General features: G+C 65.8%; 20 protein-coding genes, 1 tRNA gene and 1 pseudogene. 15 read left to right on the top strand and 7 right to left on the bottom strand.

Translation table 11 applies throughout. The features are described from left to right. Positions 1–30 precede the first annotated feature (30 nt). The 4 genes from PD284_RS20175 to selD all read right to left on the bottom strand — a co-directional run bounded on the left by PD284_RS20175 (position 31) and on the right by selD (position 4,175). On the bottom strand, positions 31–1,143 hold the full coding sequence (locus tag PD284_RS20175) for an acetate/propionate family kinase (RefSeq protein WP_274629922.1): 1,113 nt from the start codon (positions 1,141–1,143) through the stop codon (positions 31–33). Continuing rightward, positions 1,140–2,084: a bifunctional enoyl-CoA hydratase/phosphate acetyltransferase gene (locus PD284_RS20170; RefSeq protein WP_274629921.1), complete on the bottom strand. Its 945-nt coding sequence runs from the start codon at positions 2,082–2,084 to the stop codon at positions 1,140–1,142. Before PD284_RS20170 ends, PD284_RS20175 begins: the two co-directional genes overlap by 4 nt. A gap of 379 nt (positions 2,085–2,463) precedes the next feature. Further along, positions 2,464–3,054 (bottom strand): prolipoprotein diacylglyceryl transferase, encoded by a 591-nt coding sequence (locus PD284_RS20165; protein ID WP_274629920.1) that lies wholly within the window; start codon positions 3,052–3,054, stop codon positions 2,464–2,466. A gap of 68 nt (positions 3,055–3,122) precedes the next feature. Beyond that, positions 3,123–4,175: a selenide, water dikinase SelD gene (selD, locus tag PD284_RS20160; protein ID WP_274629919.1), complete on the bottom strand. Its 1,053-nt coding sequence runs from the start codon at positions 4,173–4,175 to the stop codon at positions 3,123–3,125. Between the two features lie 197 nt (positions 4,176–4,372). Here selD and fdnG point away from each other — a divergent pair, with 197 nt between their 5' ends. The 10 genes and pseudogenes from fdnG (at position 4,373) to PD284_RS20110 (ending at position 15,258) form a co-directional block, all read left to right on the top strand. After that, a complete protein-coding gene (fdnG, locus tag PD284_RS20155; protein ID WP_274629918.1) occupies positions 4,373–7,453 on the top strand; it encodes a formate dehydrogenase-N subunit alpha in 3,081 nt (1,026 codons plus the stop codon). Positions 7,454–7,467: 14 nt separating this feature from the next. Next, a complete protein-coding gene (gene fdxH, locus PD284_RS20150; RefSeq protein ID WP_274629917.1) occupies positions 7,468–8,445 on the top strand; it encodes a formate dehydrogenase subunit beta in 978 nt (325 codons plus the stop codon). Beyond that, positions 8,442–9,188: a formate dehydrogenase subunit gamma gene (locus PD284_RS20145; RefSeq protein WP_274629916.1), complete on the top strand. Its 747-nt coding sequence runs from the start codon at positions 8,442–8,444 to the stop codon at positions 9,186–9,188. The genes fdxH and PD284_RS20145 overlap by 4 nt, the downstream gene beginning before the upstream one ends. A gap of 85 nt (positions 9,189–9,273) precedes the next feature. Beyond that, on the top strand, positions 9,274–10,191 hold the full coding sequence (gene fdhE, locus PD284_RS20140) for a formate dehydrogenase accessory protein FdhE (protein ID WP_274629915.1): 918 nt from the start codon (positions 9,274–9,276) through the stop codon (positions 10,189–10,191). A gap of 15 nt (positions 10,192–10,206) precedes the next feature. Then, complete coding sequence (gene selA, locus PD284_RS20135; protein ID WP_274629914.1) at positions 10,207–11,607, top strand: L-seryl-tRNA(Sec) selenium transferase; 1,401 nt, start codon at positions 10,207–10,209, stop codon at positions 11,605–11,607. Further along, complete coding sequence (locus PD284_RS20130; protein ID WP_411956236.1) at positions 11,582–12,364, top strand: tetratricopeptide repeat protein; 783 nt, start codon at positions 11,582–11,584, stop codon at positions 12,362–12,364. The genes selA and PD284_RS20130 overlap by 26 nt, the downstream gene beginning before the upstream one ends. Then, positions 12,361–14,187: pseudogene (selB, locus tag PD284_RS20125) on the top strand (selenocysteine-specific translation elongation factor); the annotation flags it as partial. The gene PD284_RS20130 and the pseudogene selB, both read left to right, overlap by 4 nt. A gap of 111 nt (positions 14,188–14,298) precedes the next feature. Then, a tRNA-Sec gene (locus tag PD284_RS20120) sits at positions 14,299–14,394 on the top strand. A 17-nt stretch (positions 14,395–14,411) separates the two neighbouring features. Beyond that, positions 14,412–14,882 (top strand): hypothetical protein, encoded by a 471-nt coding sequence (locus PD284_RS20115; protein ID WP_274629913.1) that lies wholly within the window; start codon positions 14,412–14,414, stop codon positions 14,880–14,882. Beyond that, positions 14,869–15,258, top strand: coding sequence for a hypothetical protein (locus PD284_RS20110; RefSeq protein WP_274629912.1), 390 nt, complete (start codon positions 14,869–14,871; stop codon positions 15,256–15,258). Before PD284_RS20115 ends, PD284_RS20110 begins: the two co-directional genes overlap by 14 nt. A gap of 108 nt (positions 15,259–15,366) precedes the next feature. Here the strand turns inward: PD284_RS20110 and cuyB are convergent, their stop codons facing one another. Next, entirely contained in the window at positions 15,367–16,086 is a 720-nt protein-coding gene (gene cuyB, locus PD284_RS20105) for a cysteate racemase (protein WP_274629911.1), read from the bottom strand. A gap of 144 nt (positions 16,087–16,230) precedes the next feature. Next, entirely contained in the window at positions 16,231–17,235 is a 1,005-nt protein-coding gene (gene cuyA, locus PD284_RS20100; protein WP_274629910.1) for a D-cysteate sulfo-lyase, read from the bottom strand. 109 nt (positions 17,236–17,344) lie between these two features. Between cuyA and PD284_RS20095 the strand changes: the two genes are divergently transcribed. Then, entirely contained in the window at positions 17,345–18,250 is a 906-nt protein-coding gene (locus PD284_RS20095; protein ID WP_274629909.1) for a LysR family transcriptional regulator, read from the top strand. A 21-nt stretch (positions 18,251–18,271) separates the two neighbouring features. Here the strand turns inward: PD284_RS20095 and PD284_RS20090 are convergent, their stop codons facing one another. After that, entirely contained in the window at positions 18,272–19,525 is a 1,254-nt protein-coding gene (locus tag PD284_RS20090; protein WP_274629908.1) for a LysR family transcriptional regulator, read from the bottom strand. A gap of 257 nt (positions 19,526–19,782) precedes the next feature. On the opposite strand from PD284_RS20090, the gene PD284_RS20085 reads away from it, so the two are divergent. The 4 genes from PD284_RS20085 (at position 19,783) to PD284_RS20070 (ending at position 23,906) form a co-directional block, all read left to right on the top strand. After that, on the top strand, positions 19,783–20,751 hold the full coding sequence (locus tag PD284_RS20085; RefSeq protein ID WP_274629907.1) for a Bug family tripartite tricarboxylate transporter substrate binding protein: 969 nt from the start codon (positions 19,783–19,785) through the stop codon (positions 20,749–20,751). Positions 20,752–20,826: 75 nt separating this feature from the next. Further along, positions 20,827–21,279, top strand: coding sequence for a tripartite tricarboxylate transporter TctB family protein (locus PD284_RS20080; protein ID WP_274629906.1), 453 nt, complete (start codon positions 20,827–20,829; stop codon positions 21,277–21,279). A 3-nt stretch (positions 21,280–21,282) separates the two neighbouring features. After that, positions 21,283–22,794 carry a tripartite tricarboxylate transporter permease gene (locus tag PD284_RS20075; protein WP_274629905.1) on the top strand — a complete coding sequence of 504 codons (1,512 nt, stop codon included), beginning with the start codon at positions 21,283–21,285 and terminating at the stop codon, positions 22,792–22,794. A 77-nt stretch (positions 22,795–22,871) separates the two neighbouring features. After that, the gene (locus PD284_RS20070; protein WP_274629904.1) at positions 22,872–23,906 is read left to right on the top strand and encodes an amidohydrolase family protein; all 1,035 of its coding nucleotides are present in this window, start codon (positions 22,872–22,874) and stop codon (positions 23,904–23,906) included. Positions 23,907–23,912: the final 6 nt, after the last annotated feature.

Here is a 23,912-nt window from a genome sequence, read left to right as displayed (position 1 = left end):
AGAGCCGGGCCCGAAACCCCGTCTGCATTTTCAGGCCGAAGCTTCCAGCAGCGCCTTCGCGTCGATCGCCATCATCAGCTCCTCGTTCGCTGGGATCACCAGGGTCTCGAACGCGCCGAGGAACCCGAGCCTCGCGAGGATAGCCTCGCGCACGAGTGTCGCGTGCTCGCCGATCCCGGCCGTGAAGACCAGGGCGTCGATACCGCCCATCGATGCGGCCATCATCGCAGAATGCTGGGCGACCTTGAGCGCGTAGTAGTCGAGCGCGAGGCTGGCGCTGGGTTCGGCACTGGCGAGCAGTTCCCGCACGTCGTTGGTCAGGCCAGAGAGACCGAGCAGGCCCGACCGGTTGTAGAGTTCGGCCTCCGCCTCGTCCGTGCTCATGCCGAGATCGCGCAGCATGTAGATGACGGCGCCGGCGTCGATGGCGCCGCAGCGCGTGCCCATCGGCAGTCCGTCGAGTGCGGTCATGCCCATGGTCGTGTCCACGCTCCTGCCTCGCTCGATCGCGCAGAGGCTCGCGCCGTTGCCGAGATGCGCAGCGACGACCCGCCCTGCGGCGAGCCGTGGGTGTTCTTCGGCAAGTACGCGTGCGATCCATTGGTAGGAGATGCCGTGGAATCCATAGCGCCGCACGCCCTTGGCGCGCAGATCGCCGGAGATCGCGAAGGTGGTGAAAAGGTCTTCGCGGTTCGCATGGAAGGCGGTGTCGAAGCAGGCGATGTCGGGCACGTCGCCGACGAGCGCCTCGGAAGCCGTGATCGCCGCCAGATTGTGCGGCTGGTGCAGCGGCGCCAGAGGGGACAGCGCGGCAAGGTCGTCCATCACCTCGGGCGTGACGAACACCGGGTCGACATACTGCGTGCCGCCATGGACGATGCGGTGAACAACCGCCGCAACGCGCCAGCCGTCGTCGTGCCGGTCGACGAACTCCAGCACGGCGGCCAGAGCAGCCGTGTGGTCTGTGCCTGGGGCGAGATTGCCCGCCTCCTTCTCGCCGGACGCCAGCGAGGCCTTGAAGGTTGCCTCGCCGCCGATCCGGCTGACCTGGCCGCCAGCCAGCATCGCGAGGTCGGATAGCGCGAAGACCTGGAACTTCAGGCTCGAGGACCCGGCATTGAGCACCAGCAGCGTGTCAATCATTTCAGCTGTCCCGTGCGGCGCGCCTCGGCCATCAGCGTAGCGAGCGCGCAGGATAGAAGGCGGGCGCGCAGCCCGTCCGCGCGGCTGGTCAGGATGACCGGCACGCGCGCGCCGAGCACGATGCCGGCGGCATCCGCGCCGCCCAGGAAGATCAGCTGCTTGGCGAGCATGTTGCCAGATTCGATATCCGGGACGACGAGGATGTCCACGTCGCCCGCGACCGGTGACACGATGCCTTTCTCCAAGGCAGCCGCGGCGCTGATCGCATTGTCGAACGCGAGGGGGCCGTCAACGATGGCGTTGGCGATCTGCCCGCGGTCGGCCATCTTGCAGAGCGCGGCGGCGTCGAGCGTGGCCTGCATCTTCGCGTTGACCGTCTCCACGGCGGCCAGGACGCCGGCCTTGGGCTTCCGGTCAGAACCGAATACGACCCGCCACAGGTCGACGGCGTTCTGCGTTATGTCGGCCTTCACCGGCAGGTCAGGCACGATGTTGACCGCGGCGTCGGTGATGATGAAGGGCTTCGGATAGGTGGGAATGCTCATCAGGAAGGCGTGCGAGATGCGGCGCTCCGTGCGCAGTCCGGACGCGGCCGCCACGATGGCGCCCAGCAGCTCGTCGGTGTGCAGCGACCCCTTCATGATCGCCTGCACCTTGCCGGCCGCGGCAAGCTCGGCAGCCGTGGCGGCCGCGGCGTGGCTGTGCTCGGTGTCGATCAGCTCAAAGCCCGAGATGTCCGTCCCACACTCGGCGGCGGCTGCGACGATCCGCTCCCTCGGACCGACGAGCGTCGGCGTGATCAGCTTCGCTGCGACGGCGTCGGCAATCGCCGTGAGGACATTTACCTTGACGGGATGCACGACGGCCGTGTGAACCGGCGGCAGCGGCCGGCACAGGCCCAGGATCTGCTGGTAGTGGTCGACGGTCGGGCTGGTCGTCATGCGGCGGCCGTTTTCCTCAGGGCTTGGCGGGACGGTGGGCGTCCTTGCCGGGGGAACGTGAACAGGTCGCGACGCCCGCAGCCGACGCGCCTCCGGCGGATCCCGGCGTCCTGCCTTCCGCCGGTACCAATAGTGAGGGCTTGGGTTCGCCCTTGGCAAGCAATGATTGGCGGTCGGCCGGGTGGGCGCTCACTGACGCAGTGTCTCGTTCGAAAGTGGTCAGGGCAAGGCTCTCCTGCTCGCGTCCTGCAAAAGGCTATTGCCAATACTATTGACCACCCGTTGTGGGAGGGCGCTCGCGTGCTTGTGGTCGGAGAGACTGGGAAGGAAATTGGTCGGCAGGCACCGGGATCTGGCGCGATGGGCGCGCCGCCGGATCTCAGCAGGGAGTTTCCTTCGAGCTCTCCGTGGCGGGCGCGGTCGGAGTCATGGCAGCATCGCCGTCGAGCGTTGCCGGCGCCTGAGGACCTTCGGCCGCCGTTTCGCCGCTGATAGGATCGAGGCCGGAGGCGACCGGCGGGTGGTCCTTTTTCGGCGAACTGTCGAGTTCCTTCGCCTGGCTGGTGCCGATGTCCGAGCCTCCAAGTCCGCCTGTCCAGGCGCTCGAGCCTGATCCGCCCGGCGCGGTGCCGGCATCGGGGCCGGCGACCGGCTGGGTTTCCGACTGCGCAGGGGCCCGGGCCACCTCCTCAGCGGCTCCGCCAATCGCGGCCGTCGCCTTGTCCGTTTCGTTGCCTGTGTCTGCCGCGGCATCTGCATTGTCCCCGGTCTGCTGCTGGGCGCCGGCTGCGGCGCCGTCCGTCAGGTCGACGCAGTCACCGCGCTTGGGTTGCAGCCTGTCCTGTTTGGCCTGTTCGCCAAGCTGAGGGGGGGCCTCGCCGGTTGCGGTCGGTGGCGCAGATTGGGCGAATGCGCCCGGCGCGGCAAACATCATGCCGGCGAGCGGGAGCGCAACCAGAATGCGTTTCATGCTGAACCTCCACGGTCGGTGGAGGATAGAACTCGCGAGACGCGACTTCGTTGCCCGCAAATGCGTTGCTAGGAGACGATGACCCTTGCGGCTCCGGCCGCCACGCTGCCGACGACCGCAGCGCGGGGATAGCCGCTGTCGCGGATGCGTTTCACCAGTTTGTCCGCATGCCCCGGCTCCACGGCGACGAGGAGACCGCCGGACGTCTGCGGGTCCGTCAGGAGATGGCGTCGCCAGTCCGGAAGGCCGTCCGGCAGGACCACGCCGTCGCCGTAGCTCCTCCAGTTTCGGTGTGATGCGCCGGTGACGAAGCCTGCCTCGGCGAGGCGGGCCGCCTGGTCGAGGAAGGGGAGGGCTTCGAGCTCGAGGCGGATCGTCGCGCCGGCGCCTCGCGCCATCTCGAGCGAGTGGCCGAGGATGCCGAAGCCCGTCACGTCGGTCATCGCGCTGACGGCGGAATCGGAGCCCAGATCGGCTCCGATGCGGTTGAGCAAGGTCGTGGACCCGACCATTTCCGGGTAGGCATCTTCCGGAAGCTGGCCCTTCTTGATTGCGGCCGAGTAGATGCCGATGCCGATGCCCTTGGTGAGGATCAGCCTGTCGCCGGGCCTGGCGACCGAGTTGCGCTTGACCTGTGCGGTCGGGCACGTGCCGATCACGGCGAGGCCGTAGACAGGCTCCGGACAGTCGATTGAATGCCCGCCGGCGACGGGAATGCCGGCCTCGGCGCAGATCGATGCGCCGCCCGCGAGAATCTGGCGGATGTCCGCAGGGTCCATCTTGTCGATAGGCATGCCGACGATGGCGAGCGCGAAGATCGGAGTGCCGCCCATCGCATAGACGTCGGAGATCGCGTTGGTTGCGGCGATGCGGCCGAAGGTGTGCGGGTCGTCGACCATGGGCATGAAGAAGTCGGTCGTTGCGATGATCGAGGTGCGGCCGTCGAGGTCCCACACCGCCGCGTCGTCGGCCGTTTCGGTGCCGACAAGGAGGTTGGCGAACGGGCCGGCCTTGGGCATCTCGCTCAGGAGATCCTGAAGTACAGCGGGCGCCAGCTTGCAGCCACAACCGCCGCCATGTGCGAGGCTGGTAAGACGTGGTTTCTCAACGGGCGCGTGCATCGCATTCTCCCTTTCGAGGTCGAAAGCAGACAATACTGGCCCGTTGAAGCAACGAGGTCCAGAGCGTGTCGTCGAAGACTATTCATGACTATAATCGTCATGTTTTAGTTCTTTGACAGAACATGTGTGCAACAGTAGCATCCACCTCAGAATCCGATCGGGCGTGATCGGGATCGCTGTCAGAGGGAGGTCTCTGCATGAATATGGAAATCTCTCGGCGAAGTTTCCTGAAGGGAGCCGGGGCCGGCGTCGCGGTTACGACGCTTGGCGCCTTCGGCTTCGGGGAAGCGGAAGCCGCATTCGTGGAGGGCCTGAGGCCCTACAAGCTCGCGGGTACAACCGAGACGCGCAACACCTGCCCGTACTGCTCGGTGGCCTGCGGCGTCATCATCTACTCCAAGGGCGACATCAGCCAGGGCAACGCGGAAGCGATCCACCTCGAAGGCGACGTCGATCATCCGACCAATCGCGGCACGCTGTGCCCGAAGGGCGCCGCCCTGATGGACTTCATCAAGGCCGAGACACGCCTGACGAAGCCGAAGGTTCGCCGCCCCAGCTCGGACCGCTTCGAGGAAATCTCCTGGGAAGAGGCGCTCGACGGCATCGCGCGTCACATGAAGGACGATCGCGACGCGAACTTCATCGAGCGCAACATGGATGGCGTCCAGGTCAACCGCTGGACCTCAACCGGCTTCCTCGCAGCGTCGGCGACGACCAACGAGACGGCGTTCCTGACCTACAAGGCCGTGCGTTCGGCCGGTATCGTGGTCTTCGACAATCAGGCGAGGGTCTGACACGGCCCCACGGTGTCCAGTCTGGGCCCAACTTTCGGTCGTGGTGCAATGACGAATTCGTGGACGGATATCCGTAACACGGATTTGGTGGTCATCATGGGCGGCAATGCCGCCGAAGCGCATCCCTGCGGTTTCAAGTGGGTCACGGAGGCCAAGGCAAACCGTGGCGCCAAGCTGATCGTCGTCGATCCGCGCTTCACGCGCTCGGCGTCGGTCGCCGACTATTACGCGCCGATCCGGCAGGGGACGGATATCGCCTTCCTGCTCGGCGTCATCAACTACTGCATCCAGAACGACAAGGTGCAGTGGGATTACGTGCGCGCCTTCACCAACGCCGCCTACATCGTGAAGGAAGGCTTCACCTACAAGGACGGCCTCTTCACCGGCTACGACGCGGAGAAGCGCGAATACGACCGGGCGACGTGGGACTACGAGATCGGCGAGGACGGCTTTGCCGTCGTCGACGAGACGCTGCAGAACCCGCGTTGCGTCTGGAACCTCCTGAAGGCTCACGTCGCGACCTACACGCCCGAGATGGTGGAGCGCATCTGCGGCACCCCCAAGGACAAGTTCCTGAAGGTGGCCGAGATGATCTCGGAATGCTCGACGCCGACGAAGACGATGACGTCGATGTACGCGCTGGGCTGGACGCAGCACTCGAAAGGCTCGCAGAACATCCGCTCCATGGCGATGCTGCAGCTGATCCTGGGTAATATCGGCGTGCGCGGCGGCGGCATGAACGCGCTCCGCGGCCACTCCAACATCCAGGGCCTGACCGACATCGGGCTGATGTCGAACCTGATCCCGGGCTATCTCAACATTCCGACCGAAAGGGAGGTCGACTACGCAACCTATATCGGCTCGCGCGGGTTCAAGCCGCTCCGGCCGAACCAGATCAGCTACTGGCAGAACTACCCGAAGTTCTTCGTCTCCTTCATGAAGGCGATGTGGGGCTCGGCGGCGACGCCACAGAACGACTTCGCCTATGACTACCTGCCGAAGCTCGACCTGCCGGCCTACGATGTTCTGCGGGCCTTCGAGATGATGGACCAGGGGCAGATGCACGGCTACTTCTGCCAGGGCTTCAACCCGCTGCTCGCCTTCCCGGATCGCGGCAAGATCACGCGCTCTCTCGGGAAGCTCAAGTTCCTGGTGATCATCGATCCGCTGGAGACGGAGACGGCGCGCTTCTGGGAGAACCACGGCGTCTACAACGACGTGGAAACGGCCTCGATCCAGACGGAGGTGTACCAGCTTCCGTCGACCTGCTTTGCCGAGGACGAGGGCGCGCTGGTCAACTCCGGCCGCTGGCTGCAGTGGCACTGGCCGGCGCAGAACCCGCCTGGCGAGGCCAAGCACGACACCTGGATCATGGCGCAGCTGTATCTGCGGCTGAAGAAGCTCTGCCAGGACGAGGGCGGCCCGTTCCCGGACGCCATTGTCAACCTGCACTGGCCCTATGCCGATCCGGGCGCGCCAACGTCGGACGAGATCACGAAGGAGATGAACGGCTACGCCGTCACAGAACTTCGCGATCCGAACGACCCGACCAAGGTCCTGGTCGAGGCCGGCAAGCAGCTTCCGGGCTTCGCGGCGCTGCGCGCCGACGGCTCGACCGCCAGCGGCTGCTGGATCTACTCCGGTAGCTTCACCGAGGCCGGCAACATGATGGCGCGGCGCGACAACACCGATCCGGACGAGACGGGCGCCTATTCCAAGTGGGCGTTCTCGTGGCCGGCCAACAGGCGCATCCTCTACAACCGCGCCTCGGCCAACCTCGACGGCAAGGCCTGGGACCCGAGCCGCAAGCTGATCGAGTGGGACGGGCAGAAGTGGGCCGGCTACGACGTGCCGGATATCCCGCCGACGTCCAATCCGCGCGATGTCGGGCCGTTCATCATGAACCCGGAGGGACAGTCCCGACTGTTCACCCGCGGCATGATGCGCGACGGGCCGTTCCCGGTGCACTACGAGCCGTTCGAGTCGCCCGTGGCCAACGTCATTGCGCCGGAGATCCGGGGCAATCCGGTGGCCCGCGTCTTCAAGAACGACCGCGATACCTTCGGCGACGCGGCGGAGTTCCCCTATGCGGCGACCTCCTACCGCCTCACCGAGCACTTCCACTACTGGACCAAGCACGTCTGGGTGAACGCCGTCCTTCAGCCGGAATTCTTTGTCGAGATCTCGGAAGCGCTCGCGGCGGAGAAGGGCATCGACAAGGGCGGCTGGTGCCGGGTGTGGAACAAGCGCGGCACGGTCTTCGCCAAGGCGGTTGTCACCAAGCGCATCCAGACGCTGATGTGCGACGGCAAGCCGGTGCACATCGTCGGCATCCCGCTGCACTGGGGCTTCATGGGCGCGGCCCGCAACGGCATGGGGCCGAACTCGCTGACCCCATTCGTCGGCGATGCGAACATCGAGACGCCGGAGTTCAAGGCGTTCCTCGTCAACATCGAACGGTCCGACGGACCGGCGACGGCATGAGGGAGGATTGAGCCATGACCATCAACGTCAATCCTCCCGTCGCCCCGGACACCGCCATGCAGATGGGGCCGCAGGACTATATCCGGCGGTCCGCATCCACCGTGCCTGCTCCGGCTCGCCAGCTCGAGCCGGTCGCGAAGCTCATCGACGTGTCGAAGTGCATCGGCTGCAAGGCCTGCCAGTCGGCATGCCTCGAATGGAACGACCTGCGCGAGGAAGTCGGCGTCAACACGGGTGTCTACGACAATCCGCATGACCTGACGCCGAACACCTTCACGCTGATGCGCTTCACCGAGTGGGTGAATCCCGAGACGGACAATCTCGAGTGGCTCATCCGCAAGGACGGCTGCATGCACTGCGCCGATCCTGGCTGCCTCAAGGCCTGCCCAGCGCCCGGCGCGATCGTGCAGTACTCAAACGGCGTCGTCGACTTCGTGAAGGAGAACTGCATCGGCTGCGGTTACTGCGTAAAGGGCTGTCCGTTCGACATCCCGCGCATCTCCAAGGTCGACAGCCGAGCCTACAAGTGCACGCTCTGCTCCGACCGCATCGCGGTGGGCCAGGGGCCGGCCTGCGCCAAGGCCTGCCCGACCAAGGCGATCGTCTTCGGCACCAAGGAGGAGATGAAGGCGCACGCCGCCGAGCGGATCAAGGACCTGAACTCGCGCGGCTTCGCCAATGCAGGCCTCTACGATCCGCCGGGCGTCGGCGGGACGCACGTCATGTATGTGCTGCATCACGCCGACAAGCCGTCGATCTATGCCGGCCTGCCGGACGAGCCGCGGATCTCGCCAGTGGTCGAGGCCTGGAAGGGCGTGACCAAGTATGCCGGTCTCGCCGTGATGGGCATCGCGGCCGCCGCCGGTGTCGTCCACATGGCGATCTCCGGACGCAACCGGGTATCGGTCGAGGATGACGAGGAGGCGCGTCGCCTGGCCAGGAATGCGCCCGGCGCGGAGCCTCTCGACCCGGGCCAGGAGCCGCTGTCATGACCGACAGTACCATGCACGGGCACGATCGACCCGCACAGCCGGTCACCAAGGCCGACTTCGATCGCAGCGACCGGCTGCGGGTCGGCCGGGAGGTGGTGGTCGACCGCTACACCGGATGGGCGCGCCTCAACCACTGGATCACGGCGATCAGCCTGGTCCTGCTGGCGCTGTCGGGGCTGGCGCTCTTCCACCCCTCGCTCTTCTGGCTGACGAGCCTGTTCGGTGGCGGGCAGTGGACGCGGGCAATCCATCCATGGATCGGCGTCGTGCTGTTCTTCTCCTTCGCCGGCCTGTTCATCCGGTTCTTCCGGCTGAATCTGCCGGCGCGGGAGGATGCGCAGTGGGCCGCCCGCATCGGCGACGTGTTGAGAGCCAACGAGGAGAAGCTTCCCGAGGTCGGCAAGTACAATGCTGGTCAGAAGTTCGTGTTCTGGGCGATGTCGATCCTGATCGTGGTCCTGATCCTGTCCGGCCTCGGCGTGTGGGAACAGTATTTCGCCGACTACCTGACCATTCCGCAGATGCGCGTCGCCGTGCTGATCCATTCGATCGCCGCGGTGGCCATCATCTGCGTGTGGATCATCCACGTGTATGCCGCCTTCTGGGTGCAGGGCACGTTCCGCGCGATGACGCGCGGCAGTGTCAGCGGCGGATGGGCGTGGCGGCACCATCGCAAGTGGCTGCGGGCGCTCGCCGCCTACGGCAAGCGGGACGACCGGCCGGACAGCGGCAAGTCCGCCTGATCTGGCTCGAACTTGGCCCGGCGTGACAGCACGCCGGGCGTTACCCTAGAATGCCGCGTGGCCCGTGCGGCTCGTGGAGGAGTGAATGCCCCGTAGAATACCCGTTGCGGGAGACATGACGGCGATTGGCGAGGTCAAGTCGCCCCCCTTCGCCCGCGTGCCGGAGCCGGCTCGCCTCTTCGAGCGTCGCGCAAGGCGGTTTCGCCAACTCGAACATTCCGATGGTATAGGACCCTATCTCGGCTTCATGGCGGCGATAGCCGAAGCGCAGCAGGCGGTTGCCGAAGCTCTGCCCGAACCCGAAGCGATGGACGAGGAGAAGCTCGACCGCTCCGTCGCGTTCGGCATGCCGCCGCTCGACCGCAATGCGTTCCGGCCCGGCGACGACTTTCGATCGCTGAGCGATAGGCTGTTCGGCGCGCTGGAGAGCGGGGACAAGCCGGCTGTGGCGCAATCCGCGCTCTCGGCGGTAGCTGCCTATGACCATGCCCGCATGTCTTCTGTCGTCGGCGACCTGATGGCGGATTCGGTGCCTGCGGAATCGATGGCGGAATACGCCTATGTCGCCGCCGCCCTGCAACTCCATTTCGCGCGCGCCGCGTCGACGCTGCCGGAGCGCCGGCTGAAGGCGGTCGGAGACGGGGCCTGCCCGGCCTGTGGCGGGCCGCCGGTCAGTTCGGTCATCGTCGGCTGGCCGCAGGCAGGCGGCGCGCGCTTCTGCTCCTGCGCCCTATGCGGGACGCTGTGGCATCACGTGCGCATCAAATGCGCGATCTGTTCCTCGACGAAAGGCATCCGCTATCAGGAGATCGAGGACGGGCCGGGCACGATCAAGGCGGAAACCTGTGACGAATGCAGCTGCTACGTGAAGATATTCAACCAGCAGAAGGACGTGTCGCTCGATCCGTTCGCCGACGATGTCGGCAGCCTCGGCATCGACCTCCTGATGCGTGAGACCAAGTTCCGCCGCGCGGCATTCAATCCGTTCCTGCTGGGCTACTAGGGCAGGCGTCGGGTGATGAACGCAAGCTTCCGCGCCATCCCTTCCGTCGACGCGGTGCTGCGGTCGTCGTCCGGCCAAGCTGTTGTCGAGAGATTCGGACGTGCGGAGGCAACGGCACGCATCCGCACCCTGCTCGATCGCGAGCGGGCAGCCGCCCAGCAAGGCAGCGCGCTGCGCGACGCCGAGGGAGTGGGGGCGCTTACGCTGACCGAACTGGAGACATCCTCCACGAGTTCGCTGCGGCCGGTTTTCAATCTCACGGGCACGGTGCTTCACACCAATCTCGGCCGCGCACTCCTCGCTGAAGCGGCGATCGAAGCGACTGTAGAGGCGATGCGCGGCGCGGTGGGGCTCGAATTTGATCTCGATACCGGCAAGCGGGGCGAGCGCGACGATCATCTGCGGGCGCTGGTCTGCGAACTGACGGGTGCGGAAGACGCGACATTGGTCAACAACAACGCGGCCGCCGTCCTTCTCACCCTCAACACCCTTGCCGGCCATGGCGGCGGGGCCGTCGTCTCGCGCGGCGAACTGATCGAGATCGGCGGCGCGTTCCGCATGCCGGACATCATGACCCGCGCCGGTGCACGGCTGATGGAGGTCGGCACCACAAACCGAACACACGAGAAGGACTACAAGGCGGCGCTCGACGAGGAGGGGATCTCGCTCATCCTGAAGGTCCATACTTCCAACTACCGGATCGAAGGTTTTACCAGGGAAGTCGCGGCTCCGGCGCTGGCGCGCATGGCCGGGGCGGCAGGTGTGCCGCTGGTCAACGATCTCGGCTCCGGAACGCTCGCCGATCTGACCCGCTGGGGATTGCGGCGCGAGCCGAGCGTCCGCGAGGCGGTCTCGGAAGGCGCGGACGTCGTCACCTTCTCGGGCGACAAGCTGCTCGGCGGACCGCAGGCTGGCTTCATCGTCGGCAGGAAGGATCTGATCGCAGCGATCAACCGCAACCCGATGAAGCGCGCGCTGCGCCTCGACAAGATGCGGCTGGCGGCGCTGGAAGCCACGCTAAAACTCTATCGCGATCCCGACCGGCTCGCCGAACGCCTGCCGACGCTGCGGCTGCTTTCGCGCAAGCAGGACGACATTGAGGCAATGGCGGCGAGGCTGCTTGCGGATGTCTCTGCTGCGGCCGGATCGGGCTACCGGGTCGAGGTTGCCGCCTGCGCCAGCCAGATCGGTTCGGGCGCGCTGCCGCTCGACACCCTGCCGTCTTCCGGGCTTTCGTTCCGGCCGGCAGATGGCAGCGGCGGCGCACTCGAGCGACTGGCCGCCGCGCTGCGTGGCCTGCCGGTTCCGGTCATCGGCCGCATTTCCGATGGTGCGCTGGTTCTGGACCTGCGATGCCTGGAAGATCCCCAGGCGTTTGCCGCCAATCTCGATGGGCTCGGCCGTGGCCTGGCTTGACCGCTTCCGCCGAACGACCGCGGCCCTCGACGAGATGGCGACCGCGCTCTCAGCTGCCCGCGCTGGCGACTACCAGACTGCACTGTCGATCTGGGAGCCAAAGGCGCGCGCAGGCAACGCGCGGGCGCAGAACAACATCGCGGCCTGTTTTTCCGGCGGATACGGCGTCGAGGAGAACGCGGAACTCGCAGCCAAATGGCTGCAGCTTTCGGCGGCCTCGGGCGATCCGGTCGGGCAGCGCAACCTCGCCACGCTGCACTTTCGCGGCGAGGGCGTGCCGCAGGACGACGGCGAGGCGATGCGGCTCTATAGGCTCGCCGCCGATCAGGGCGATGCGACCGCGCAGGACATGCTGTCGTGGATGCATGCCGAACAGGGCGACTATGAGAAGGCTCGGGTCCACGCAGAAAAGGCGGCGGCGCAGGGCGTGGCCGCCTCGATGACGCGGCTCGGCAATCTCTATCACGACGCACTCGGCGTGGAGCGCGATGCCGCCGTCGCTGGCGGCTGGTGGAAGAAGGCCGCGGTGCGCGGCGATGCGCATGGGCAGGCGATGCTTGGCGCGGCCTGCCTGACAGGCGCCGGCGTGGCGACCGATCCCGTGGCGGCGCTTGCCTGGCTGCTCAGGGCAAAGATGGGCGGCTCAAAACTGTCCGCCAAGTTCATTCCAGCCGCGACCGGCGCACTGTCGGACGAGCAGCGTGCGGAGGCGGCGCGGCGTGCGGCGCAGCCCCTGCCCAAGGTCGATACACCATGATCATCGGCACGGCGGGCCACATCGACCATGGCAAGAGCTCGCTGGTGCGGGCGCTGACCGGAGTGGATACGGATCGCCTGAAGGAGGAGAAGGCGCGGGGCATCTCCATCGACCTCGGCTTCGCCTATCGCACCCTGCCGAACGGTTTCCGCATCGGCTTCGTCGACGTGCCCGGCCATGAGCGTTTCATTCACACCATGTTGGCGGGAGCGGGCGGCATCGACTTCGCGCTGCTGGTCGTCGCTGCCGACGACGGAGTAATGCCACAAACGCGCGAGCACCTAGCCATCCTCGACCTCCTCGGTGTGCGGCATGGCGTCGTCGCCATCACCAAGGCCGATCTCGCCGATGACGAGCGCCTGCTCGCCGTCGAGATCGAGATCGAGGCGCTGCTCGCCGGGTCGGCGCTCGAGGGGGCGGACGTCATGGCCGTCTCCAGCGCGACCGGCGCCGGCATCGCCGGGCTCGAGCAGCGACTCTCCCAGGCGGCGTGCGATATTGCCAGGCGCAGTGCGGACGGGCGGTTCCGGCTGGCCGTCGACCGTTCCTTCGTCATCCAGGGGGCGGGTACGGTGGTGACCGGCACGGTGCTTTCGGGCGAGATCTGCATCGGCGACGCCGTCACCGTCAGCCCGAGTGGCTTGGCGGCACGCGTGCGGTCCATTCACGCCCAGAGCGAGAAGGCCGAGCGCGGGCGGGCAGGGGATCGTTGCGCGCTGAACCTTGCCGGCGACGGGATTGGCCGCGACGCGGTCGTGCGTGGCGACATGATCGTCGCCCCGGCGCTCCATGCGCCGTCCGCGCGTATCGACGCCGAACTCCACGTGCTAGGCACGGAAGCGCGCCCCATCGGCCAGTGGTTTCCCGTCCACCTCCACCACGCGGCGACCGAGGTGCCGGCGCGGATCGTGCTGCTCGGCGACGAGCCGATCTCGCCCGGCCAACGGACGGTCGTGCAACTGGTGCTCGAGCGTCCGATCGGGGCAGCGATCGGCGATCGCTTCGTCATCCGCGACACCTCGGCGCGGCGGACGATCGGCGGCGGTCGGTTCCTCGACATCAGGGCGCCGGCGCGCAAGCGACGCTCGCCCGAGCGCCAGGCGCAGTTGCAAGCGTTCGCGGCGCAAAGCCCGCGCGCCGTGCTGGCGGGGCTGCTCGATGCGCCGCCCTTCCTGGTCGATGTCGACGCCTTCGCACGCGACTTCGCCCTCGGCGAGAGCGAGACCGCGCGGCTCTTCGAGGACGTGATCCGCATCCCGCCCGATACCGGCGCAATCGCGATGGCCCCGCCGCGCTGGCTGCGGCTGCGCCAGCGCATCCTCGCCGACCTGGAAGCCTATCACGCCGACAATCCGGACCAGCCGGGCATCGGTCTGGAGCGCCTGCGGATGATGGGCGAGATGCGCCCGCCTGCACCCGTCTTCCGGATGATCTTGCAAGGGCTGCAGCGGCAAGGCGCCGTCTCGCTCGACGGCGCATGGGTGCGGCTGCCGGGCCATGTCGTGCGCTTTGCCGCTGAGGACGAAAAGGTGTGGCGCGAGACCGAGCCACACCTGACCGGCGCCGAGCGCTTCCGCCCGCCGCGCACGCGCGACCTCGCCGCCATGTTCGACATCGAGGAGCAGAAGATGCGGACGGTGCTCAAGCGCGCGGGCAGGATGGGGCTCGTCCACGAGGTCGCACACGACAGTTTCTTCGCACGAACTGCGATGGCGGAGATTGTCGCGATCCTGCAGGGTGTCGCAGCCGCCAGGCCGAAGGGGGAGTTTACGGCGGCAGACCTGCGCGACCGATTGGAAAACGGCCGCAAGGTCTCTATTGAGATATTGGAGTTCCTCGATCGCCACGGCGTCACGCTGCGGCGTGGCGACCACCGCCGGCTCAATCCGCATCGGCTCGACCTGTTCGGCGCGGTGGGCGAAGCAGGAAATCAGGGAAGGGAATCGTCCCCGGTGGGGCGTCCGGACTTCAAATCCGGGTGGGGCTGCGAGACGGTCCCAGGTGGGTTCGACTCCCACTCTCCTCCGCCAGATTCACGGAACAACGCATGACCGATGACCACCCCTTCATCGCAGGGCTGCGCCACGACGCGAAGGCCTGCCAGGATGCGGAGGACGAGTTCAGGCGCACCATGAACACACGCGTGGCCGAACTCGCCGAGGCGCGGGCCTTCGCCAACCGCCGCATGAATTTGATGCGGTCGCTGTTCGACGTCGTCGCCCGCGCCGGGCAGTCGGAAATCGCCGTGGCGGGCGCGGTGGCCGCGCTCAGGACGCGGCTCGGGTGGCACGAGGACAGCGACGCGCGCGACGAGGTTCTGACAGAATACGCCAGGCTTGCCGCGGCGGCGTTCACTGCGACCCATCCCCGCGAGGGCGACGACGCGGCGAGCAGACCCGGCCCGGATGTCGCGCGGGCGCTGGCCGACTTCGAGACCTGGTATCTCGCCGCGCGCGGCAAGCCCTTCTGGGTGCTGTTCGAGCACTACATGCCGGAGACGCAGCTTGTCGACTTCTGACGACCGTCCGGCGCTCTTCGACCAGTGGCTGCCGGCCGCCTACGCCGAAAGAGGCGATTTTACGGTGCTCATCGTCCTCGTCGCGATCGGCGGGACGTCGATCGACCTGCTTCGCTCGACATTCATCAATGTCATCGGCGAGGAGACGCGCTGGCGTGAGGTGCGGCAACTTCTGGAAGGCGCCGGCGTCAAATGGGACGCCGCCGCCTTCTTCCCGATCGACAGCTTCCTGCGCGGCGCTGTTCCAAACGACGTCGCGCGCTCAAAACTGCGCGATCTCGAGGTGAGGCTGCGCGAGGACCGCCGCATTCTCAACGACGGCCACTTCTTCGACCGCAAGGGCCGGCGCATGAAGGTCGAGGAGATCGTGCACTAGACAACGCCTTACCTTGTGCAGGAAGAGGCGTGGGACGATTCCCATGAGGATTGCGGGAAGGGCTCCATCTCTCCAGCCGGCCCCGGCCTGATCAGCTTCTTGTGCTGCTTATCCTGCGCGCGTCGGCGGCATTCCGGCGCACGCGAATGTGACGATCGCGTCGACCAGGCAATCAAGCGTGTCGAAAGCCCGACTCTCCGGCGCGGCGGCCTCGGCGATCAGCGAAAACTCGGTGCAGGCGATCATCTGGACGGACGCGCCCTGCGCAAGCAGGGCCGACGAGGCTTCGAGCAGCGTCGCTCTGGCTGCTGGACTTACGCCCTCCGCCTTTATCTGCCTGATAAGGCCCAGCATGACTGCATCGTTTTCTGGAAATACGGCGGTCAGTCCGAACTGATTGAGGGCCGTGTCGAACAATCCGGTCATGCGCACCGCCGGCGAGGCGAGGATGCCCACCTGTCCGCCGGTCTCGGCGGCCAGGCGTTGCGCGCGTTCCGCCGACAAGGCAACCATGTCGATGAAGGGGATGGTCACAGCGCTGCGGATCGCCGGGGCGTAATGGTGCGCCGTGTTGCACGGCATTGCGAGCGCTTCCGCCCCAGCTGCCTGCAGACGCCGCGCCATCGCCGCCAGAGTTGGCCCCGGGTCTTCCCCGGTCCGCTCGATCAGGTGCCGGATACGCGACGGCACCTGGGGGTTCTGATCCACGATGAGCGGAACATGGTCTCCGTCGTCCCGCGCCGGCACGGCCGCAATGACCTTTTGCATCAGGAGCACGGTTGCCTCCGGTCCCATGCCGCCGAGAATGCCGATCCGACGAAGCGTCACTGCGAAAACTCCCTGTGCTTGCTCGACGGGTGCTTTTCACCCGCGTTACGGCAAATGCCGTTGCTCGTGACTCCCCGGCGCTGCTGGACGCCGGGGCGAAGCGTCGATGAAGGCGCCAATCCTGGCTTCACCGGCAAACGGCTTCTAGGCGCGCTTGTCGAATGCGGCGTCATACCCGAAAAGCGCCGCAGAGCCCCCGGTATGCAGGAAGACCACGCGCTCGTCCTTCCGGAAGCGACCCTTGCGGCAGTAGTCGATCAGGCCCGCCGCGGCCTTGCCGGAATAGACCGGATCCAGCAAGATGCCTTCCAGTTCGGCGAACATGCGGATGGCCTCCAGCGTATCTTCCCGCGGAATTCCATAGCCGGATCCGACATAATCGCAATCTGCCACGACATCCTCGCGCGCCACCACATTCGGGCAGCCGATCTTCTCGGCTGTCTTCTGCGCGAGCTTGAAGACGTTCTCCTCCTGCTTGTCCTTCGGCGCGCGCACGCCCATTCCCAGCAGCGGAATCTGTGCGTTGATCGCCTTCAGGCCGACGATCAGCCCGGCTTGCGTTCCCGCGCTTCCGGTGGCGGTCACGATGCGATCGATAGGCAGGCCGCGGTCATTCGCCTGCCCCACCAGTTCGTAAGCGCAGTTCACGTATCCCAGCGCGCCTGTCGGATTGGAGCCGCCGCCGGGAATGATGTAGACCTTGCGGCCCTGTGCCCGCAGGCCTTCGGCGACCGCTTCCATTTCGGCCTGCATGTCGGCGCCGCCGGGGCGCTTTTCCGTCGTCGCCCCGTGCAGATGGTCGAGCAGGACGTTGCCGTTGGCGTTGTAGTTCCGGTCGTTCGATCCGGTCCTGTCCTCCAGGAGGAGGTGGCAAGCCATCCCCAGCTTTGCCGCAAACGCCGCCGTCTGCCGCGCGTGGTTGGACTGCGTGGCGCCCTGGGTCATGACCATGTCGGCCCCCATGGCGACTGCCTCGGCCATCAGGAACTCGAGCTTTCGCGTCTTGTTTCCCCCCGTCGAAAGTCCGGTGCAATCATCGCGCTTGATCCAGATCTCCGGCCCGCCAAGCTCTTTCGACAGCCGCTCCATCTTCTCCAGAGGCGTCGGGAGATGGGCGAGGAAAATGCGGGGAAAACGGGCCAGGTGCATGACGGATCCTTTAAGAACTTGCGTTTCACGACCATTGCGGAGCGAGATGTCAGATGCAAATTCGAAATATTCGAATTATCATGCGTTCTTTGCAAGTTATGGAGCTGCCATGCGTCTCGAATGGCTGGAAGACATAATTGCCGTGGCGGAGACCGGGTCGTTCAGCGAGGCTGCGGAGCGCCGAAGCTTGACCCAATCCGCCTTTTCCCGGCGCATACAGAATATCGAAGACCACGTCGGCGTTGAGCTCTTCGATCGCACCCATAAGCCAGTGCAGTTGCGGGCGACGACCACGGAGCAGCGCGAGCGGATCGTGCGTCTCGCGGAAATGCTGCGACAGCTCGTCGTCGACCTGAAGCAAGGCGAGCAGGTTTCGGCCAATCGGATCGTGATCTCGAGCCAGCACGCGCTCACCGCCTCGTTGACGCCTTCGATCATCGAGGCCGTCCAGTCGTCGACCCGGGATACCTACGTGAAGCTTCACTCCGCCAACCAGGATGAATGCTTCGCCCAACTCCTGTCGCGACAGGCTGATATCGCCATCGTGTACCGACTGCCCGGCACGCAGCATCCGGTTCGCCCGGATTTCGTCGAGTGCGTCACCATCGGAACCGACCGGCTGATCCCGGTCGTGGCGGCCGGCAAGGTCGACGCGTTGGAGGCGCGGCTTGGCGCCGGCGAGGTGCATCACATCGCCTATCCGCCAGAGGTTTTCCTCGGCCAGGTCATGGAGCGAACGGTCATGCCGCAGCTTCGCCAGCGGTTCGTTGTCGTTCCAAGGGCTGAGACTGCGCTGACCCTGGCGGCCGTCGAAATGGCGGCCGTCGGCCTGGCCGTCGCCTGGGCGCCGATGTCGCTCGCCGGGGGCCGCCTCGAGGCAGGACAACTCGTGGATCTGTCGCACGTCCTTCCGGGATGCGACCTGGAGGTAACCGCCGTCCGCCTGTTCGGGGAGGTTGGATCGGTCGAGCTCGCCGTCTGGTCGCAGATCCTGGAGACCCGAGTGCGGTTCTGACCGCTGCGCTGTCCTGCGGAGTCACCGCGGGCCCAAGGTGGCCGTCGGACCCGTCCCGGTGCCCGATACGTCGCGCACGACCTTGATGAACTCGCTGATCGCTGCGGTGGGACGTCCGTCCCGACGCTGCAACAGGCAGATGATCCTCTCCGGAAGGGACACGCTCACATCAAGGGCGACGATCCTGTCATCGGGATTCTGGATCTGAAACTCCCGGAGCGATCGGAAGGCGATATAGTCGGATTCGATCAGCAGATTGCGGACTACCGAGTAGGAGCTGGTTTCGGCGCGGCCGCGCGGCCTCTCGCAGCCGGCATTCCGGAAGAAGTCTTCGAGCATCTGCCGGGTGATGCTTCCGGCCGGCGGCAGGATGAACGGGTGGGCAAGGATTTCCTTCAGAGTCAGTTGCGGCCGCGCCGCGAGAGGATGGTCGACGGATACGAAAAGACCCATCGGATCCTTCGCGATCGGCTCGACGGAAATCCCCTCGAGAAGGGCGCGGTCGGGGTGGGCGCAGATGATGACGTCGATCTCGTCGCCATGAAGCGCGGTCAACAGGCTGTCGATCGGTCCCTCGACGGTTCGCACGACGATGTTCGGATTCTGCGACAGGACCTGCTTGATGGCGTCGGGCAGAATGGCCGTTCGTGAGTACGCAAGACCGCCGACGCACACCAGTCCGCTGGAGAAGCCGTCTGACGATCGGATGTCGTCGACGATCTTGGAGATTTCCGACAGGATCCGCCGTGCGGCAAAAGTGACGGTTACCCCTTCCGGCGTGGCAATCATGCCTGTGCTCATGCGGGAGAACAGCTCTACCCCGAGATCGGCCTCCAGCAAGCGGATGGAATAGGATATCGCGGGCTGGGACACGGACAGCAGGTTTGCGGCGCGTTGCACGGACTTGAAATCGTGCACGGCGATCAGCGCGCGCAGGTGGGATACGTCCGGCTGCATTTCGAGGATCGCCGCGTTGGGGCGCAGCGTCGCGCGCTGCAGGCGCGCGAGAAGCCCGCCGCACGCGTCCAGTTCCGCTTTGATGATCTGGCAGCGTCCCTCGACCATTCTGCCTTCCGGCGTTGCCGTCATGCCCGCGAAGGATCGGAAGACCAGCGGGCAGCCGAACGCTTTCTCGAGAATGCCGACGGATCTGGAGATGGATGAAGGGCTGCGGCGCAGCTGCTTGCCAGCAGGCGCGAGGCCGCCTGCCTCGAGCACAGCCATGAAGGCCTTGAAGTGCCGCAGGGCGATCTCCGGAACGTGGTGCTGCTTCATGATGCTGAGGCCTGTGATTGTGTGGGCGTGTCGGCAGAACAGAAAGGCCAAGAAGCATTGCGGCAAGAGCGCGGCAAGGGCAATCCCGTAACGTGCTGATAAAGAATGTAAATTTGCGGTCCTAAAACTCGATCGTTTCGAAGTGAACGCCACTACGAGATAGGCCATAAACAGATTCGAAGACCGTATCGTGAAAATCGGATGGCCGGCTGTTTGGTTTTCGTGGTCCAGTGTCCTCGGAGTTAGGGAGGACTTCCATGAAAAGAACACTTCGATCCCTGGCGATCGCATGCTTGGCCGCGGCCACGTTTGCGGCCACAAGCGCCAGGGCAGAGTATCCCGAGAGGCCGATCACGCTGATCGTGCCGTTCTCGGCCGGGGGCAACTCCGATGTGATCGCACGCATCGTCGCCGATCACATGAGCACGGAACTCGGCAAGCCGGTCGTGGTCGAGAACCGCGGCGGCGGCGGTGGGAGCGTCGGTACGGCGATGGCGGCCGGGGCGAAACCCGACGGCTACACGCTGCTCTTCGCCACGGCGGGGACCCATTCCGTGAACCCCAACCTGCGCGATGTTGGCTACGACGCCGTGAAGGATTTCGCGCCGATCAGCCTCGTGGTCGATTCATCTGTGCTGATCGCGGTCAACCCCGACGTGAAGGCGGCGACCCTTGCGGAAATGATGGCGCTGACCTCGAAGGGGGAGACGCAGCTGAACTTCGCCTCGGGAGGGGTGGGGACGGTCGCGCATGTCGCCGGCGAGCTCTACAACGAGATGACCGGATCCAAGATGATCCATGTGCCCTATCAGGGTGCGGGCGATGCCCTGAACGATGTGGTCGCCGGGCGGGTTCAGGTCTACCTGAACAACTTCCCGACCTTCCTGCCGCACATCGCCTCGGGCGCGCTGCGCCCGATCGCGCTGGCCGCCGCCGAGCGGTCGAGCCTCATGCCCGACGTGCCGACCACAACCGAAGCCGGATTGCCCGACCTGCAGATGGGGTCCTGGTTCGGCGTGGTTGCGCCGAAGGGCACGCCGCCGGAAGCGATCGCCAAGCTGCACGCGGCGGTGGTGTCGATGAAGGGCTCGGAGGGGGCGAAGTCGAAGATGCTTGCCATCGGATCGGAAGTTGCAGTGTCCGATACGCCAGAGGCCTTCGGAGCCCTGATCGTCGAGCAGTTCGACTGGTGGGGCAAGATTCTCGACAATCCGGCCTTCAAGTAAGACGGCTACCGGCTGGCCCCCGAGCTTGGCGGCCAGCCGGCAAAGCTGCGGCATCCCAATCCAAGGGGCATTCCCATGCTCGATCCCGAGACGAGAAACGCGGCGGCGCGCCGCAATCCCGTGTGGCTGATCCTTGCCTTCGCTGGCTCGGTCGCCTTTTGGCTGGCGCTGGATTTCGGCATCGGCACGGCCGCCAACATCGGCTCCGGCATCTTTCCGCTGGCCTTTGCAGCGATCATCGTCGTGATCTCGCTCCGGTCCTACGCCGTGCCCGTTGAGGAAGAGGCCGAACCATGGGCGCTGCGGCCCCTGGTGGCGGTGGCAGGCGCTGTCTTGCTCTTCATCCTGCTGGTGGAGCAGGTCGGCCTGTTCCCCACCATCGTGGTGTCGATGCTGGTCGCATATGCGGGCCAGGTCGAGCGCAACTACTGGGCGTTCCTTCTCTTCGCAGCAGCCTTCGCCGCGGCCGTCTGGCTGATCTTCGTCTACGCCCTGAGCGTACCGCTGCAATTCATCGGAACGAGCTGACCTATGGAGTTCTTGTCCCTCGGCCTCGCCACTGCGCTGTTGCCGCAGAACCTGATGGCGTGCCTCTTCGGCGTCTTCGTCGGCACCGCGATCGGTGTGATCCCGGGCCTCGGCCCGCTGGCGGCAATCTCGCTGCTGATGCCGCTGACGTTCGCCCTCGACCCCACGACCGGGATCGTCATGCTTGCCGGCGTCTACTACGGCGCGGAATACGGCGGCTCGACCGCAGCCATCCTGCTGAACCTGCCCGGGACGCCAGCCAGCGCGATCACCTGTGTCGAAGGCTACCCGCTGGCCAAGCGCGGCAAGGCGGGGGTGGCGCTTTTCATCACCACCATCGCATCCTTCATTGGCGGCAGCATCGGCATCATCATGCTTATGGCGCTGACGCCGCTCATCGTGAAGATCGGCCTTGCCTTCGGACCGGCCGAGTATTTCGCGCTGATCGCCCTCTGCTTCATCGCGGTTTCGACAATCGGCGGATCGGACCCCTACAAGGGCCTGGTGATGATGGCGATCGGTGGGCTGATGGGCACCGTGGGGATCGACATCTATAACGGGGCCGAGCGCTACACCTTCGGTTCGCACTATCTGATCGACGGAATCGGGCTGGTGCCTGTGGCGATGGGTCTCTTCGGCCTCTCCGAGATCATCGCGTCGATCACCGGCGGTTCGAAGCGCGTGCGCCACAAGGTCTCGATTGCCTCGATGCTGCCGTCGCGCGAGGAGTGGAAAACGAGCGTCTGGCCGACGCTGCGCGGCTCGCTCTCGGGCTGCGTCTTCGGGGCACTGCCCGCCACCGGACCGTCGATCGCGTCCATCGTTGCCTATGCGACCGAGAAGAAGATTTCACGCCGGCCCGAACGCTTCGGCAACGGCGCCATCGAGGGCGTAGCGGCGCCCGAGGCGGCAAACAACGCGGCCGTGCAGGCAGCCTTCATTCCGACGCTGACCCTGGGCATTCCCGGCACGCCGACGATGGCGGTCATCATCGGAGCCCTGATGGTCCACGGTGTCGTGCCCGGACCGATGATGATCGGGTCCAACCCGGAACTCTACTATGGCCTGGTCGCCAGCTTCTGGATCGGCAACCTGCTTCTGCTCATCCTGAACATTCCGTTGATCGGGATCTGGGTGTCGCTTCTGAACGTGCCCTACCGCTACCTCTATCCAGCCATCGTCGTCCTGATCTGCGTCGGCAGCTACAGCGTCCACAATTCGACCGCCGACGTGATCGCGACGCTGGTGATGGGCCTCGCCGGCTACCTGCTGCGCCGGCAAGGCTACTCGGCCGCGCCGCTTCTGATCGGCTTCGTCCTCAGCCCGATGCTCGAGGAGAATTTCCGACGGGCGATGATCCTTGGGCGGGGAGAGCTCAGCTACCTGGTCAGCAGCCCGCTTGCCGCAACGGCGCTGGCGGTCTCGGTGCTGATGCTGGGATGGATGCTGTTCGGCGCCGTGCTGCGTCGGCGGCTGGCCGGGAGAACGGAGCTGGCGCCCGCCGGGGACGACTGATTGCCAATCACGCCGAGGAACCACCGCGGCCGCGCGCCGCACCAACTTGTTTGCGAATTGATGCCAGGGAAAGACGAATGATCATCGACTGTCACGGACACTACACGACCGCGCCGGCGCCGCACGAAGCCTGGCGCAAGGAACAGATGGAGGCCAAGGGTGACCTGTCGAAACTGGGCAACCGGGAAGGCTTCCCGATCTCCGACGACGAGATCCGCGAGAGCCTTGAGAACACACAGTTGCGTCTTCAGCGCGAACGCGGGATCGACCTGACGATATTCTCTCCCCGCGCAGGCGGCATGGGCCATCACATCGGCGACGAGCGCATGAGCCAGCAATGGTCGCGGCTTTGCAACAACCTGATCCGCAGGGTCTGCGATCTCTATCCCGAGAATTTCGCTCCGGTCTGCCAGCTGCCGCAGTCGCCGGGCCGCCCGCCCGAAAACGTGATCCCCGAACTCGTCCGCTGCGTTGAGGAGATGGGCTTCATCGGCTGCAACCTCAATCCGGACCCGAGCGGCGGCTTCTGGACCGATCCGCCCCTGACCGATCCCTGGTGGTTCCGGCTCTACGAGAAGCTCGAAGAGTTGGGCGTGCCGGCGATGATCCATGTCAGCCAGTCCTGCAACCCGAACTTCCATTTCACCGGCGCGCACTACATCAACGCCGACACCACCGCCTTCATGCAGATACTGGATTCGGACCTGTTCACCCGCTTTCCGAAGCTGCGCTTCATCATCCCGCACGGCGGCGGTGCGGTGCCCTATCACTGGGGCCGCTATCGCGGGCTCGCGATCGACCGCGGCCGTCCTGAGCCGGCTCAGATGATGGGAGAGAACCTCTATTTCGACACCTGCGTTTACCACCAGCCCGGGATCAACCTGCTGGCGGAAGTGGTGCCGGTCGACAACGTCCTGTTCGCCTCCGAGATGCACGGGGCGCTTCGGTGCGCCGATCCCGACACCGGCCACTTCTTCGACGATACGCGCCGCTACATCGACGCGAACACGCAGTTGACCCCGCAGGATCGCGAGAAGATCTATTCAGGCAATGCCCTGAAGCTCTTCACCCGTCTGAAACTCCCCAAGCTGGCGACTGAAGCGGCAGTCTGAGGAGAG

It is taken from the genome of Mesorhizobium shangrilense, assembly GCF_028826155.1.
In the GTDB taxonomy this organism is placed as follows: Bacteria; Pseudomonadota; Alphaproteobacteria; order Rhizobiales; family Rhizobiaceae; genus Arvimicrobium; species Arvimicrobium flavum.
Note: the sequence above shows the minus strand (reverse complement) of the source record. Positions and strands in the feature narration are given on the sequence as shown.

Excerpts from the sequence above, each read along its gene's own strand:
- PD284_RS20090 (WP_274629908.1), bottom strand. The coding sequence starts at position 19,525 with ATGAAGCAGCACCACGTTCCGGAGATCGCCCTGCGGCACTTCAAGGCC.
- fdhE (WP_274629915.1), top strand. The coding sequence starts at position 9,274 with ATGCCCCGTAGAATACCCGTTGCGGGAGACATGACGGCGATTGGCGAG.
- PD284_RS20095 (WP_274629909.1), top strand. The coding sequence starts at position 17,345 with ATGCGTCTCGAATGGCTGGAAGACATAATTGCCGTGGCGGAGACCGGG.
- PD284_RS20145 (WP_274629916.1), top strand. The coding sequence starts at position 8,442 with ATGACCGACAGTACCATGCACGGGCACGATCGACCCGCACAGCCGGTC.
- PD284_RS20175 (WP_274629922.1), bottom strand. The coding sequence starts at position 1,143 with ATGATTGACACGCTGCTGGTGCTCAATGCCGGGTCCTCGAGCCTGAAG.
- PD284_RS20075 (WP_274629905.1), top strand. The coding sequence starts at position 21,283 with ATGGAGTTCTTGTCCCTCGGCCTCGCCACTGCGCTGTTGCCGCAGAAC.
- PD284_RS20115 (WP_274629913.1), top strand. The coding sequence starts at position 14,412 with ATGACCGATGACCACCCCTTCATCGCAGGGCTGCGCCACGACGCGAAG.
- PD284_RS20170 (WP_274629921.1), bottom strand. The coding sequence starts at position 2,084 with ATGACGACCAGCCCGACCGTCGACCACTACCAGCAGATCCTGGGCCTG.
- fdxH (WP_274629917.1), top strand. The coding sequence starts at position 7,468 with ATGACCATCAACGTCAATCCTCCCGTCGCCCCGGACACCGCCATGCAG.
- PD284_RS20070 (WP_274629904.1), top strand. The coding sequence starts at position 22,872 with ATGATCATCGACTGTCACGGACACTACACGACCGCGCCGGCGCCGCAC.
- PD284_RS20085 (WP_274629907.1), top strand. The coding sequence starts at position 19,783 with ATGAAAAGAACACTTCGATCCCTGGCGATCGCATGCTTGGCCGCGGCC.
- cuyA (WP_274629910.1), bottom strand. The coding sequence starts at position 17,235 with ATGCACCTGGCCCGTTTTCCCCGCATTTTCCTCGCCCATCTCCCGACG.
- PD284_RS20080 (WP_274629906.1), top strand. The coding sequence starts at position 20,827 with ATGCTCGATCCCGAGACGAGAAACGCGGCGGCGCGCCGCAATCCCGTG.
- PD284_RS20130 (WP_411956236.1), top strand. The coding sequence starts at position 11,582 with ATGGGCTCGGCCGTGGCCTGGCTTGACCGCTTCCGCCGAACGACCGCG.
- selD (WP_274629919.1), bottom strand. The coding sequence starts at position 4,175 with ATGCACGCGCCCGTTGAGAAACCACGTCTTACCAGCCTCGCACATGGC.
- PD284_RS20165 (WP_274629920.1), bottom strand. The coding sequence starts at position 3,054 with ATGAAACGCATTCTGGTTGCGCTCCCGCTCGCCGGCATGATGTTTGCC.
- selA (WP_274629914.1), top strand. The coding sequence starts at position 10,207 with ATGAACGCAAGCTTCCGCGCCATCCCTTCCGTCGACGCGGTGCTGCGG.